A 14,142-nucleotide genomic window follows, 5' to 3' on the forward strand; every position below is an offset into this window, starting at 1 on the left:
CAAACGCCGGGCGGGTACCCGGTCCGGCATGGACGACGACAAGACCACCGAGGCGCTCGGCAAGCTCGGCAAGGCGCTCGAGACCGTCGAGCAGGCGCGCGGGCACCTCTACGCGTTCCACCAGCTCACCGGATCGGCGGACTTCCTGCTCGACGACGCGATCTCGGCGCTGCGCGAGGCGGGCCACCACGAGCACGCCGACCGCGTGCAGCGGGACCTGCTGGGCCGCGACGTGCTGCCGGGCAGGTGGACGTTCGAGGTCGTGGAGCAGTACGACGACACCTACTACGACGTCTTCCGCGAGGTGACCCGCGACGCCAGGAACGCCCTGGGCGGCGGGCGCCGCCACGAGCACGAGGCGCGGCTCAAGCGCGAACGTCAGCGGCTCAGCGCGGCGGCGTACGCGGACAGGGACTCGCGGTCCGGCTGACCGGTCTTCGCGATCAGCGACGCGACGTGCTTCTCGACCGTGCGCGGCGAGATGTGCAGGCGCGTCCCGATCGCCTTGTTGCCCATCCGGTCGGCGAGCAGCACGAACACCTCGAACTCGCGGACGGTGACGCCGTGCCCGCGCAGCTGCCGCGGCACCTGCTCCGTGCCGCTGCGGCGCTGCTGCACGGGCGCGCCCGCCTGCCGCAGCAGCCCGCGGCACGCCGACGCCACCGGCGCGATCCCCGCCTGGTGGAAGTACTCCTCGGCCGTGCGCAGCCAGCCCACCGGATCGCCCCAGCCCGCGGCCTCCGGCGCGACGAGCCGCAGCCCGAGGTGCCGGGCCAGCGGGTAGGGTTCCGCGGCCTGCTGGGCGCGCTGGAACGCGTCCACGGCCTCCCCGCGGCGCCCGGCCCTGCCGAGCAGGACGGCGTGCGCCAGCTCGACGAACTGCCGGTTCCAGCGCATCCGGGCGGGAGAGGTCGCGGTGAGCGCGCGGTGGTCGGCCCAGCCGAAGCGGCCGTCGAGCACGCCGAGCAGCAGCCGCGCGCCGTGCGTGCCGGAGAGGTGGAACGTGGTGGGGTTCTGCGACTCCAGCTCCAGCGCGTGGTCGATCTCCCGCGCGGCCTGCGCGTGGTCCTCCTCCAGCAGCGCGCAGAACGCCCGCGCGAGGCCGTAGCAGAGCGGATGTTCCTGCGCGCCGCTCCTCGCCACCGCCTCGAACCGGCCGATGGCGGCCTCGGTGCCCGCCCGGTCGCCGCGGTGCGCGGCCAGCGTCGCCTGCACCATCAGCAGGTACCGGGTGAGCGCGTGGAACTTGAGCCGCGAGGTGGCCTGCAGGCACGTCTCGACCTGCTCGGCCGCCTGCGCGTACCTGCCGGTGAGCACCGACTGCAGTGCGAGGATCGCGTCCACGTTGTGCGCCACCGTGATCGCGCCCGCCTGGTACGCCTCGGCGTGCGTGCGGTCCAGCGCGGCGGTGGTGCCGTCGGCGAGCCATTCGTTGCCCGCCAGGCGCACCAGCGCGTAGACGTGCTGGATCGGCATGTGGTGGGTGTCGGCGAGCGCGAGCGCCCGGCCGAAGCACGTGCTCGCCTCGTCGAGGTCCTGCTCGCGCGCGATGATCCCGAGCAGCTGCCACGCCTCGCACGCCACCGCCGGCAACCCGGCCCGGTCCGCCGCCAGCGCCGCCTGCCGCGCGAGGCCCGCCGCCGAGTCGATCCGGTCCGCGCTCGGGATGTTGAGCGCCAGGTAGGCCGAGTTGACGTCCAGCTGCGCGCTCAGCTCGTCGGGCGCGTCCGGGCCGAGCAGCGCGCGGGCGATGCGCACCTGTTCCACGCCTTCGGTGAACCGGCCCGCGATGTGGGCCACCCTGGACAGTCGCGTGTGGAGCTTCGCGCGGTCCCGGTCGTCGAGCCCGTGCAGTTCCGCGAGGTCCAGGGAGAAGGCGCGTTCGAAGTCGCCCGTCTCCGCCAGCGCCGGCAGCAGGGTGTCGAGGACGTCGGCGCGTTCGGCGGCCTCGTCCGCGAGCAGCTCCTGCGCCCGGTCGAGCAGCGCGACGGCCGACTTCGCCGCGCCCCCGGCCAGCGCGCGCCTGCCCGCCTCCGCGAACAGCCGGCCGGCCGGCACCGGCGTGCCGCCGTCGAACCGCAACTTCGCGACGAGCGGGCACCAGTCGCCCGGCAGCCCGGGGTGCAGGTCCTCGACCGCGTCCGCGGTGCGCGCCGACAGGTCCGCGCGTTCGGCGGGGGTGAGCTGGGCGAGCAGCGCGTCCGCGGTCAGCGGGTGCCGGAACGCGTACCAGTCGGGCGTGGGCTCGTCCGGCGTCACGAGCTGCGCCGCCACGCCGGCGTGCAGGTGGCTCAGCAACCGCCGGTCGTCCGTGCCGGTGACCTTCTGCACCACCGAGAGCGGGAACCGGTGCCCCAGCACCGCCGCGATCGACAGCACCTCGCGCCCCTGCGGCCCCAGCCGGTCCGTGCGGTGCGCGACGCTGCGCACGAACGCCGCCGGCACCGGGAGCTTGAGCTCGCCGAGCACCTGCCAGCCGTGCGCGCCGGACACGAGCAGGCCGCTGCTCACCATGCCGTGCAGCAGTTCCTCGACGACGAACGGGTTCCCCGCGCTGTCCGTCCACAACCGATCGGCCAGCTCCGCGGGGACCTGCTCGCTCTCCAGGCACGCGGCCGTCATCCGGTCGACCTCGTCGCGCGACAGCCGGTGCAGTTCGAGCAGGCTGCCCGAACCCCGTTGCACCACGCGGCGCACGAGCTCCAGCGCGCCGCCCGGTTCGGTGCGGATGGTCGCGAGCAGCAGGACCGGCTGGTCCTCCAGGTTGTCCGCGAGGTACTCGACGACGGCGAGCGTCTCGGCGTCGGCCTCGTGCAGGTCCTCGAGCACCAGCAGCAGCGGCGTCTTGCGCGCGACGGAGGCGAGCAGCCTCAGCACCGCCTCCGCGAGCACGACGACGGACTCCGCGGTGGACCGGTGGTCGTGCCAGTCGGGGATCAGCGTGCCCAGCACGGGTTTGTACGGCCCCAGCGCGGAGTCGTCCGGCGGCTCGCCGCGGAACAGGCCCAGCAGGGCCTCCGCGAGCGGGCGGAACGGCACCATCGGCCCGATCGTCGTGCCGCGGCCCTTGAGGACCCGCATGCCCTCGTCGTAGGCGTGACCGGCCGCGTAGCGCGCGAGCCGGGACTTGCCGATCCCGGCCTCCCCGGTGAGGAAGACGGCTCCGCCACGGCATTCGCGGACCTGGGCGAGTGTCCCCGTGATGGCCGCGACCTCTCGATCGCGGCCGACCACGTGGGGCGCTCGGGTCTGCATGTCTGGACCCTAACGGTCCCGGTCCGCTCGCCGTATCGGCTGCACAGACGTATTCGACGCGGAAGTTCCTACTTGTCGCTGACGGTCGTGTCCGACAGCGCCGGGGTGATCGAGGCGAACGCGCTCGCCGCCAGGGTCAGGCCCATCAGAGCACGCGCCCTCGCTCCCGCGAAGATCGTCGGGGCGAGCTCCATCTCCCCGAGCGCGTCCTGCGCCGCTTCCGGCTGGACGTCCGAGCGGTGCGGGGACTGGTTCATCTGGTGCACTCCTTGGTTTCGTGTGGTGGGTCGAGCTGCAGGACCGACGGCACCGCGAACCCCTGTCGCAGGAGACCGACACCGATACCGGACAGCCCCGTGAGCAGTCCGGGCGACGCGACGCCACCCGGTGTGGCGCAGCGCGCGCCGTGCTCGTCGAGAGCGCCCAGCACCAGCGCCGTGCGACGGGCGGCGGCGCCGGGGTGGTGCGCGGACAGGGCCTCGACCACGCCCAGTTCGCCGTGGCAGAGGCTCATGTCCCGCAACGGTTCCCTGGAGGCGAGCAGGCCCGCCAGGCGGTCGTCGCCGCGGGCCAGCGCGGCACCGGCCAGTCCGGTGCACCAGCCGATGTCCGTCGGGTCGATCGCGTCGCACTCCAGGAAAGCCGTCGCTGCCACGTCTGATAACTCGTCGCGAACCGTTGCCGCGTAACGCCGCAACGCCCACCCGATTCCGGCGTGGCCGCGGGCGAACCCGTTGACCTGGCCGGACGCGCCGCGCAGGACCGCCGCGTAGTGGTCGGCCAGCGCGAGCGACCCGGGCGTTCCGACGGCCAGCATCGCGGCCAGCGACCCGGCGACGCCGTCCACCACGCCCAGCGCCGCGTCCTCCCGGGGCATGACCGACACGGCCGCCGCGAGCAGCGCGGGGTCGAGGTCGAGCAGCGGCGTGAGCCGGGCGAGGCCCAGGCAGATGCCGCCCAGCCCGTGCAGCCCGCCGCCCGCGGCCGCGGCCAGCGCCGGTTCGGCCGCGAACGCCTCCAGCAGCGCCGGCAGCGGCCGCAGCGCGTCGCGGGCGAAGTCGACGTACCGGGCGGCACCGGTGAGCGCTCCCAGCTCGGCCAGGAACAGCGCCACACCCGTGTAGCCGTTGGACAGCCCGGCGCCGAGCGGCTGCACCGTCCAGTGCCGGTCGTCGACTAGCTCCAGCCCGATCCAGTTGACCCGGTCCTCGCCGGTGACGGCGTGCGCGAGCACCTGGTCGGCGATCCCGCACGCGGCGACCAGCAGCCGGGCCGGGTCGGGGTCGACCGCGGCGACGTGACCGGGCAGCGCCGCGCCCGAGCGGTGCGACACCGGCCGCGGCCGCGACGCGAGCAGCGCCGTGACCACCCACTGCTGGTCGTGCCGGTCGACCTCGCTCATCGCCGTGATCTTGCGTTCGACGGAGTGCAGCCCGGGCTCCGGCAGCATCCCCGGCAGCCGGAGCCCGGACGCGGTCCACAGGTCGGCGGACCCCGGCTGGCACGTGAACAGCGGGACGTCCCCGCGCCACAGGTCGGACACCTCGAACGGCACCAGCCGGTCGAGCAGCGGGTCGTCCACCACCAGCACCCCGAACGCGAGGTCGCGGTCCAGCGCGTCGACCAGGACGGACGGGTGCGTCGACTCGTCGAGCAGCCGCGCGTACTGCCGCGTCGCACGCGCGATGAACCGCACCTCGTCGTTCGCGGCCTTGCGCACGAGCCGCAGCAGCTCGTCCCGATGCGCGACGATCGCGTCGTAGCCCGCGCGGAACCCCGCCAGCAGCGAGTCCTGGTAGTCGGCGGGTTCGGCGGTGACCCCGGCCAGCACCGGCCGGTTCACCGCGCCGGGCGACTCCCGGGGGCGCCGGACCAGGCGCATCCGGTCCGTGCCCGCGTCGGCCCAGTCGACGACGTCCAGCGGCGACGGCACCCCGTGGTCACCGCCGACCCCGGACACGTCCGCCACCCCGTTGTCGCCGAGCAGCACGTGGGGGAGCAGCGCCGTGCGGTGCACCGACCTGACCAGCGCGAGGGCCGCGGGGTCGGTGGCGGGCGCGAGGGTGGGGTGGAACAGCGTCTCGACGTCCACGAGCACCGGCTGGTCGCCGCACGCGATCAGGTTCTCGTAGTGCATGTCCGTGCCGTCGAGGGCGTAGAGCAGCGCGAGCAGCGCCCCCAGCCGCCGGTAGAACTCCGCGACGTCCGCCACGTCCGCGCACGGTTCGTGCTCGACGTGCTCCAGCCACCCGTACCCGTTCCCGGCGAGGAGGCACGGCGTGCGGAAGCTGATTCCCGTTCGGGTGGAAAACCACTCGAGGTAGGTGGTGAACCGCGCGTGCAGCTCGACCGGGCGCGGCCGGTAGACGACCCTGGCGCCGGAGTCGAACCTCAGCACCGCGACCGTGCGCCCCTGGTGGTGCGGGTCGCCCAGTCCGGTCTCCACCGACACGAGCGCACCGGGGTCCCGCCCGCCGAAGATCGTGCCGACGATCCGGTGCCGGTCGGAGCTGTACCGGTCCCGCAGCTCGCGGTGAGCGGACACGGCCTGCTCGCACGCTTGCCCGAGCAGCCGCGCGAGCACCGGGTAGCGGTGCAGGAGGCCGGTGAGGTCGAGCGTGCGGGTGAACTCCGTGAACCGCTCGGCACCGGTGGCACCGGCGAGCGCGTGCCGCGCCCGGTGCAGCTCCAGCACGAGCGTGCGCGCCGCGATCGCGACGAGCCGCCGCCCGAGCTGCTCGGCGAACTCCGCGTCGAACGGCGGCGCGACCTCCGTGCGCGCGGCGTCCACGAGCGGCCGCAACGCGTGCGCGAACGCGGCTCTCCAGCTCTCGCCGGTGCTGGTGTCGGCCGCTGAGGTCACGCAGGAGAACCTGGCACGCGCCCGCGCACCCGCACATGGGGAGCTTCCCCCCAGATTTGCGCGCGGAGGTGAATATGGGGGACCGCCACCCATGTTTCGACACCGCCGCGGCCTGAGACTCGGAACCGAGGAGGGGACGGGCATGAGGGAGTTCGGGGAACTACTGCGCACGCACCGCATCCACGCGGGTCTCACCCAGCAACAGCTGGCCGACTTCGCGATGGTGAGCGTGCGGGCCATCCGCGACCTGGAGTGCGGCCGCACCCGCACGCCGAGGGCGGAGACGGTGCGCCTGCTCGCGGACGGCCTCCGGCTGGACGACACCAGCCGGGCCGACCTGGCGCAGGCCGGAGGACGCCCGGCGGCGAAGGCGGGGGTGGCGCCCCCGGCGCCGGCCGCGTCGATCGTGGGGCGGGAGGCGGAGACGGCGGCGCTGGTGGCGCTGCTGGTGGGGGGTTTCGGGCCGGGGGAGCGGCGCGGGGTCGGAGACGCGCGCGACGCGCTTTTCGCGCCCGACGCGCGGGACGCCGCCGACGCGCGCCATGTGCCTGACGCGCGTTTTGCGGCCGACGCGCGCCATGCGGCCGACGGGCGGAACTCAACCGACGCTCGCCACCTGTTAGACGCGCCTTTTGCGTCCGACGCGCGCACCCCGGCCGAGTCGCGCACCTCGTCCGACGCGCGAGGTTCGGCCAACGCGGGCCATGTGCCTGGCGCGCGTTTTGCGTCCGACGCGCGCCGCGTGCCTGACGCGCGCTTTGCGTCCGACGCGCGCCACGTTCCCGACGCGCGCTACCCGGCCGACGCGCGTCATGCGCTCGACACGCCCTCCGCCGCGCGCCACACCGCCGAAGAGTGGTACAGCTCTGGCGGCGTGCCCCACCCCGCTGACGAGCGGCGGCGTTTCGCCAACGCGCCCTATCCGGCCGAAGGCTGGCGGTCAGTCGACGACCCGACCCACGACCCGACCCACGACTCCACCCACAACCCGGCCCACAACCCGACCCCGGACCACCCCCGCACCAACGCCGAACCGCCGCGCCTCGTCACCATCACCGGCGTCAGCGGCGTCGGCAAGACCCGCCTCGCTCTCGAAGCCGCGGGCGAGCTCCACTTCCGGCACGGCTGGTCCGTCCTCTGGCACCTCACGTCGCTCCCGGCCGTCGACGACGAGCAGGACACCGTCCTCGTCACCGACCGGTGCCCCGACCCGCGCCTGCTGGCCGACCACCCGCGCCTGCGCGTCGTGGTGACCGCGCCGGCGCCGACCGGGCTGGCCGGCGAGCACGTGTTCCCGCTGGCCGCGCTGCCCGACGACGCGGCGGTGCGGTTGCTGCTCACGCACGTGCACCGGGTGCGGCCCGGGTTCCGGGCCGAGCCCGCGAACCAGGCCGCGCTGACCGGGCTCGTCAAGGCGCTGGACGGGTTGCCGTCGGCGCTCGAGTTCGCCGCCGGCTGGTTCATGGTCTACTCGCCGCAGCACCTCCTGGAACGCCTGCGCTCCAACCCGAAGGATCCGACCTCGGCCCACCTGCGCGACGCGCTGCGCCGTTCTTTGTCCACTTTGGACGACGACGGCCGGCGCAAGCTCCGCGACCTCATCGAGGGCCGCGAGAGTCACGAGGACGTGCGCGACCTGAGCGTGCGCGGGCTGGTGCGCAACGTCGGCGGGCGGTACGAGGTGCTCAACCTGGTTCGTGCGGCGGCGACGGAACCGGTGGCGGAGCCGCACTACGTCGGGGGCGTGGCGCTGACCTGGCCCTGCTAGCGATCGGTGGCACGCGCGGATCTGCGGGACCATCGAAGCCATGACCTCGCGCAGGTGGTGGCCCGCACTGGCCGTGCTCGTGCTCGTGCTGGTGCTGGGCGCGACCGCCTGGTTTGTGCAACCCGGACCGCCGGCACCGGCCTCCGCGCAGGCCGCCGGACCGCCGATGGGATGGAACAGCTGGAACCGGTTCGGCTGCGACATCGACGAACAGCTCATCCGCGGCCAGGCCGACGCGCTGGCCGGGTCGGGCCTGCGCGACGCCGGGTACAGCTTCGTGGTGGTCGACGACTGCTGGATGGCCCACGAGCGCGACGCGCAGGGCAGGCTCCAGGCCGATCCCGCGACGTTCCCGTCCGGCATGAAGGCGCTGGGCGACCACGTCCACGGGCTGGGCCTGGAGTTCGGCCTCTACTCGTCCGCCGGCGCGGAGACCTGCGAGGGGCGGCCCGCCTCCCGCGACCACGAGGAGGTGGACGCGCGGACGTTCGCCGAGTGGGGCGTCGACTTCCTGAAGTACGACTACTGCGAGTCCGAGAACGGCGACCGCCCGGCCGGGGCGCCGGCCCGCGACCGCTACGCGAAGATGAGCGCGGCCCTGCGCGCGACCGGGCGGCCGATCGTCCTCTCGGTCGTCGAGTGGGGCGACGAGAGGCCGTGGGAGTGGGCCCACGACGCCGGCGGCACGATGTGGCGCACCACCAGGGACATCAAGCCGGACTGGCCGAACATCACCGGAACCCTCGACCAGCAGGCGGGGCTGGAGCGGTACGCGCGGCCCGGCGGCTGGAACGACCCGGACATGCTGCAGGTCGGCAACGGCCTGGACGAGGACGAGACGCAGTTCCACATGACGATGTGGTGCCTGCTCAACGCGCCGCTGATGGCGGGCAACGACCTCTCCGCGATGGACCCGATCACGTCGGGGGCGCTGCTCAACCGCGCCCTGCTCGACGTGCAGCGCGACTTCGGCGACGGCCAGGGCCGCCGGCTGCGCGACGACGGCGACACCGAGGTGTGGGCCAAGGGCATGTCCGACGGCTCGGTCGCCCTCGCCCTGCTCAACCGCGGCACCGGCCACACGACCGTCACCACGTCCACCGCGGAGGCCGGCCTGCCGGACGCCGGGTCCTACCGGGTGCTCGACCTCTGGAACGGCGAGCAGCCCGCCACGTCCGGGCCGCTCGGCGGGGACGTGGCGGGGCACGGCGTGATGGCGTTGCGGGTCTGGCCCCGGCGCTGAGGCCGCCTCAGAACGTCGTGCTCAGGCACGCGAGCCGGTCGCCCGCCGTGCCCGCCTTGCCGTGCTCGGTGCTCGTGTGCGCGGCGTGGACCACGACGGAGTTCGCCTCGCCACGGCGGAACTGCCACGGCACGGTCGCCGCAGCGGACGCGGAACCCCGCGCGTCGGTGGTGAAGTCGAGCCAGATCTCGTTCCGCGCGTTGGCGTACTCCGGGTCGACGCTCGGCGTCACCGGGTCCTTCGCGTCCTGGTAGTGCGGACCCGAGTCGGCCGGCTTCGCGCCGCACGGCTTGGTGTGCACGTGCGAGCCGTACTTCGTGTCCGGCAGCAGACCGGACACCACCAGCTCGACCCTCGTCTGTCCACTCACGACAGACGAAGCGGAGAGCTTGGCGCCCAACGGGATGCGCTTCTCGTCGTAGGTGATGCCCTTCGGCTGCTCGCCGGACGCCGCGGGAGCCACCACCGCCACCGGCGTGGCGGCGGGAGCGGACGACGCGGGGCCGGGTGCCGGGTCCGGGCCCGCGCAGGCGGTCAGCGTGAGCAGGGCGGCACCCGCGAGGGCCGCTGCGGTCGTGCGCATGGTTCTCCTTGGGTCAACTGGGCCCCAGGTTCCCATTCCCCGCTCCGCCACGATCGGGTGACCGGGGCAGGGGGAGCGCGACGAGGTCCGCGAACGCCTCGTGGTAGGCCGCGCAGAGGTGGTAGTCGCTGTGGGTCTCCACCTTCTCCGGCGACACGTCGGTCTCGCCCGCGCGCCGGTCGACGGAGTTCGGCGCCCAGCCGTGCACCGGGAAACCGAGGTAGTCCGTGCGGCGCCACAGGTTGAGCCAGCTCCCGCCCAGCAGCACCGAGAGCCCGCGGTCCTGCGCCGCGCCGGGATCGCGCCGCCACGGGTCGCACGAGAACAGCACACCCGCGCGGACTTCCGGTGTGCCGAGCACCGCGGGCCCGAGCAGCTCGGGGAAGATCCGCCCGAAGTACGGCCGCAGCTGCACGCCGTAGGTCAGCAGCTGCACCCGGTCCAGATAGCCCGCGGGCAACGCGTACAGGGCCGCCACGGCCAGCACGGCGCCCAGGCTGTGCGCGGACAGCACCACGCGGTTCGACGGCGACTCGTCCAGGAACTCCCGCGTGCGGTCGGCGATCTCCGGCACCGCGCGCTCGGCGTAGCACGGCGGCGCGAACGGGTGGGCGGTGCGCGGCAGGAAGCACATCAGGTCCCACAGCAGCCCCAGCGGGCGGCGGTTGGTCAGCATCCCGGCGCCGACGAACGACCCGACGACCGCGACGCCGGCGAGTCCCGTGACCCAGTCGCCCTTGCCCACCACCCACGTGACGCCCGGCCACTGCGACCACGACGGCGCCGCGAACGTCAGGTAGCACGTCAGCACCAGACCCAGAACCCCGGACGTGGACAGCACTCCGGCGATGGTCTCGGACCGGTGCGTCACCGCCACGACGTGCCGTGCCCGCACCACGAGCGCGGAAGCCTCGTCGTCGAGCACCGCGGGAGCGGCCAGCCGCGCCAGCAGCACCACGGCCTGCGCGATCACCAGCACCGCCAGCGGAACCAGCGCGACGGCGAACGCCGCGCCGAACCACGAGTAGAACGGCGGCGCCACCAGCCCGGTCCCGACCCACCCGCGGAACGTCAGCACCAGCACGGCCGACGACATCACCGAGGTGACCAGCGACAACCCCAGCAGCACACCGGGTCCCGCGCCGTGCCAGGCCTGCCACCGGTCGCCGATCCGCGGCCGCGCCCGCCACGCCAGCGCGCCGCCGGCCACCGCCGCACCCGTCCACGCGAGCGGAAACCAGTGCGTGGCAACCATGAACGCCACGAACACCACGAGCAGCGCGAGCGGACCTTTGGCGTCGTTGCGCCGCCACGACCACGCCGCGAGCACCGATCCGAGCAGCGCGACTGCCACCACCGGTGGCCCCCACGCCGTCAGCCACAGCGGACCGCTGAACGCCGGAGCGACCGCGTAGAGCGCGAACCCGTGCGCCACCAGCACGACCGCGGCGGCGATCATCAGCAGCCACGACCACAGCCCGCCCTTCTCGGTCGACGGGACGTCCGGGCAGTCCGTCGCGGTCACCACGACCCGGCCCGCCACCACCGCCAGCACCCCGCCCGCGAGCGCGGTCAGCATCAGGAAGACCGCGTGCTGCCACAGCTGCGCGCTCGTCACCAGCACCACCGCGCAGCACCCCGCCGCGAGGTGCAGCCGGGTGAGCCGCCGGATCCGCGGGTTGCCCTCCCACATCGCCGCGCGGCTGAGCACCACCCCGGCCCGCCGCACGGGGGAGCGCCGCATCGTCGTCATCTCGTACCTGCTGCGCGCCAACGAGGTCAGCGCCATCAGCCCCAGCAACAGCAGCACCGGCACGGCGGACGCGGCGAGCACCCGCACGTGCTGCGGCGGGTCGCCGAGCAGGTCCAGGAACTCCGGCAGCCGCCGGCACGCGGTGCCCGGCGACGAGCACTGGACCGCGTAGACGTCGATCGCCACCTCGCACACCGCGAGCACCAGCAGCAATGTGAGCCCCAGCCCGAACAACCGGGTCGAGGCCGCGCCGCGCCCGGCGTTCCACCACACCATCCGCCTCGTCGCCGGAACGGAGTCGTCCGGCAGTGTCCGCGACCAGTACGCGACGTTCGCGAGACCGAACGGCAGCAACAACGCCCAGCCGATGCGCCCCAGCACGTTCGCGAGCACCGACGGCACCCCGCTGCCGGGCACACCGGGGCTGCTGCGCGCCATTCCGCCCCACGAGTACGCCTCGCGCCGCACGTCCTGCGGCACCCGCCCGGCGTGCTCCGGCGGGAGGTCGGCGAGCTTGTCCTGCCGCGGCCGCCAGAAGCTGCCGAACCGGTCGCCGCGGAACTGCTCGACGGCGTGGTCCGGGAGCGCCAGCACCGCCGTCGGGGGAGTGTTGTTGACCCCGTGGATGCGCAGTTCCAGCACGCGTGGACTCATCGCGGCCTCCCTCTGCTGAAGTTGTCGTCCGGAAAGCGGCCCGGTTCAGCGGCCGAACGGGTGAAAGGGGTGTATCCAGCCGCGCTCGGAAGCCTCTACTGGGCAAGGAGGCCCCATCATGACCGCACCTACCCACCCCGCCCTCGCGCACTCCGTCGGGCTCGCCGAGTTCCTCGCCACCGCCGGCACGCTCACCCTGGCGCAGCGCAAGCTCATCGTCGACCAGGCGCTGGTCCTGCTGGAGCAGAACTACGCCCACCTGCCTCTCAAGGTCGCGATGCACGCGGTGAACCCCGTGCAGAGACTCAGAGTGCTCAGAGCCAGACTCGAACGGCAGACCGACGCCACGGCCGAACCCGAGTGGCAGTTCCACCGCGAGCTGTCGAGCACCTTCCACTCGGTGCGCGACCTGCACACCAACTACCTGCTGCCCGCGCCGTTCGCGGGCAGGATCGCCTACCTGCCGTTCCAGCTCGAGCGCTGCTTCGCCGACGACGGCACCGAGCAGTACCTCGTCGCCCGCACCGTCGCCGGGTTCGACGGCCTCGCCGTCGGCGCCGAGGTGACGCACTGGAACGGCACGCCGATAGCGCGCGCGGTCGCGTTGAACGGCGCGGTCTTCGCGGGCAGCAACACCGCCGCGAACCTCGCCCGCGGCCTCGAGTCGCTCACGCTGCGCCCGCTGGTGATCCAGCTCCCGCCCGACGAGGACTGGGTGGTCGTGAGCCACCGCACCGGGTCCGGCGCCGCGGCGGAGGTGCGGGTCGACTGGCAGGTCGCGGAGAACCTGCCGCCCATGACCGACGTCGACTCGCTCTCGCCCGCCGCGGCCGCGCAGGGCGTCGACCTCGACTCCGACGAGAAGGCCCGCGCCAAGAAACTGTTGCACGCGCCCGATGTCGTGCAGGCCGAAGCCGCCGGCGGTGCCGTCGCGATGGGCACGCAGGACGTCGCGACGACGATGCCCGGCGTGTTCCGCGCGCGTCCGGTCACCACGCCGTCCGGCACGTTCGGGCACCTGCGGATCTTCACGTTCAGCGTCGACGACCCGGAGGCGTTCCTCGCCGAGTTCGTCCGGCTCGCGGCCCTGCTGCCGCAGAACGGTCTCGTCGTCGACGTGCGCGACAACGGCGGCGGCCACATCTTCGCCGCGGAGTTCCTGCTGCAGACCATGACGCCGCGCCGCATCGAGCCGGAACCCGTGCAGTTCCTCAGCACACCGCTGAACCTGCGCATCTGCCGCCGCCACGCCGACGACCCGACCGGCCAGATCGACCTCGGCCCGTGGTTCCCGTCGCTCGACTCGTCGACCGAGACGGGCCAGGCGTTCTCGTGCTCGCACACCATCACGCCCGTCGACGGCGCGAACGCCGTGGGCCAGACCTACCACGGCCCGGTCGTGCTGGTCACCGACGCGCGCTGCTACTCCGCGACCGACATCTTCGCCGCGGGCTGGGCCGACCACGAGCTGGGCCCGATCCTCGGCGTGGACGACAACACCGGTGCGGGCGGCGCGAACGTGTGGACGCACGGGCTCCTGATGACGCTGCTGAAGATCCCGGCGCCCGGCGACACCGAGTCGCCGTACGAACCGTTGCCCGGCAAGGCGAACATGCGGGTGTCGATCCGCCGCACGCTGCGCGTGGGCAAGCTCGCCGGCACACCGGTGGAGGACCTGGGCGTGCGGCCGACGCACCAGCACCGGGTGACGCGCGCGGACCTGTTGCAGGGCAACGTGGACCTGCTGGCCCGGGCCGGCGCGCTGCTCGCGGAGCAGCCGGTGCGCGAGCTCGGCGTGGCGGTCGCGGGCACGACCGCCTCCCTGGACACCGTGAACCTCGACCGGGTGGACGTCTACGTCGACGGCCGCCCCGTCACCTCGCTGGACGTGACCGACGGCGCGCACACCGCGACGTTGACCACGACCGGTGCCGAGGTGCGCGTCGAGGGCTTCGCGGGAGGACGGCTGGTGGCCGCGCGCAAGGTCGCCAGCTGAGAAGAGCGGGCGCTTCCGGTGGCACCA

General features: G+C 73.8%; 9 protein-coding genes. 4 read left to right on the forward strand and 5 right to left on the reverse strand.

Features of this window, described 5'->3' with window-relative positions; all coding sequences use genetic code 11:
* Positions 1-28 precede the first annotated feature (28 nt).
* Positions 29-430 carry a hypothetical protein gene (locus ACFWGZ_RS06215; RefSeq protein ID WP_382450382.1) on the forward strand — a complete coding sequence of 134 codons (402 nt, stop codon included), beginning with the start codon at positions 29-31 and terminating at the stop codon, positions 428-430.
* Here the strand turns inward: ACFWGZ_RS06215 and ACFWGZ_RS06220 are convergent.
* The 3 genes from ACFWGZ_RS06220 to ACFWGZ_RS06230 all read right to left on the reverse strand — a co-directional run bounded on the left by ACFWGZ_RS06220 (position 379) and on the right by ACFWGZ_RS06230 (position 6,118).
* Positions 379-3,255: an AAA family ATPase gene (locus tag ACFWGZ_RS06220; RefSeq protein ID WP_382450383.1), complete on the reverse strand. Its 2,877-nt coding sequence runs from the start codon at positions 3,253-3,255 to the stop codon at positions 379-381. The two genes, ACFWGZ_RS06215 and ACFWGZ_RS06220, sit on opposite strands and share 52 nt — an antisense overlap.
* A gap of 68 nt (positions 3,256-3,323) precedes the next feature.
* Entirely contained in the window at positions 3,324-3,512 is a 189-nt protein-coding gene (locus tag ACFWGZ_RS06225) for a hypothetical protein (RefSeq protein WP_382450384.1), read from the reverse strand.
* Positions 3,509-6,118 (reverse strand): type 2 lanthipeptide synthetase LanM family protein, encoded by a 2,610-nt coding sequence (locus ACFWGZ_RS06230; protein ID WP_382450385.1) that lies wholly within the window; start codon positions 6,116-6,118, stop codon positions 3,509-3,511. Before ACFWGZ_RS06230 ends, ACFWGZ_RS06225 begins: the two co-directional genes overlap by 4 nt.
* 142 nt (positions 6,119-6,260) lie before the next feature.
* On the opposite strand from ACFWGZ_RS06230, the gene ACFWGZ_RS06235 reads away from it, so the two are divergent.
* Entirely contained in the window at positions 6,261-7,886 is a 1,626-nt protein-coding gene (locus ACFWGZ_RS06235; protein WP_382450386.1) for a helix-turn-helix domain-containing protein, read from the forward strand.
* Between the two features lie 40 nt (positions 7,887-7,926).
* The gene (locus tag ACFWGZ_RS06240) at positions 7,927-9,129 is read left to right on the forward strand and encodes a glycoside hydrolase family 27 protein (RefSeq protein WP_382450387.1); all 1,203 of its coding nucleotides are present in this window, start codon (positions 7,927-7,929) and stop codon (positions 9,127-9,129) included.
* A gap of 7 nt (positions 9,130-9,136) precedes the next feature.
* Here the strand turns inward: ACFWGZ_RS06240 and ACFWGZ_RS06245 are convergent, their stop codons facing one another.
* A complete protein-coding gene (locus tag ACFWGZ_RS06245) occupies positions 9,137-9,712 on the reverse strand; it encodes a superoxide dismutase family protein (RefSeq protein WP_382450388.1) in 576 nt (191 codons plus the stop codon).
* Between the two features lie 13 nt (positions 9,713-9,725).
* Positions 9,726-12,119, reverse strand: coding sequence for a hypothetical protein (locus ACFWGZ_RS06250; RefSeq protein WP_382450389.1), 2,394 nt, complete (start codon positions 12,117-12,119; stop codon positions 9,726-9,728).
* 118 nt (positions 12,120-12,237) lie between these two features.
* Between ACFWGZ_RS06250 and ACFWGZ_RS06255 the strand changes: the two genes are divergently transcribed.
* Positions 12,238-14,115, forward strand: coding sequence for a S41 family peptidase (locus tag ACFWGZ_RS06255; RefSeq protein WP_382450390.1), 1,878 nt, complete (start codon positions 12,238-12,240; stop codon positions 14,113-14,115).
* Positions 14,116-14,142 lie beyond the last annotated feature (27 nt).

The organism is Lentzea sp. NPDC060358 (assembly GCF_042725365.1).
Taxonomy (GTDB): Bacteria; Actinomycetota; Actinomycetes; order Mycobacteriales; family Pseudonocardiaceae; genus Lentzea.

Coding starts and splice junctions, on each gene's coding strand:
- ACFWGZ_RS06240 (WP_382450387.1), top strand. CDS start 7,927: ATGACCTCGCGCAGGTGGTGGCCCGCACTGGCCGTGCTCGTGCTCGTG.
- ACFWGZ_RS06235 (WP_382450386.1), top strand. CDS start 6,261: ATGAGGGAGTTCGGGGAACTACTGCGCACGCACCGCATCCACGCGGGT.
- ACFWGZ_RS06245 (WP_382450388.1), bottom strand. CDS start 9,712: ATGCGCACGACCGCAGCGGCCCTCGCGGGTGCCGCCCTGCTCACGCTG.
- ACFWGZ_RS06215 (WP_382450382.1), top strand. CDS start 29: ATGGACGACGACAAGACCACCGAGGCGCTCGGCAAGCTCGGCAAGGCG.
- ACFWGZ_RS06255 (WP_382450390.1), top strand. CDS start 12,238: ATGACCGCACCTACCCACCCCGCCCTCGCGCACTCCGTCGGGCTCGCC.
- ACFWGZ_RS06250 (WP_382450389.1), bottom strand. CDS start 12,119: ATGAGTCCACGCGTGCTGGAACTGCGCATCCACGGGGTCAACAACACT.
- ACFWGZ_RS06225 (WP_382450384.1), bottom strand. CDS start 3,512: ATGAACCAGTCCCCGCACCGCTCGGACGTCCAGCCGGAAGCGGCGCAG.
- ACFWGZ_RS06220 (WP_382450383.1), bottom strand. CDS start 3,255: ATGCAGACCCGAGCGCCCCACGTGGTCGGCCGCGATCGAGAGGTCGCG.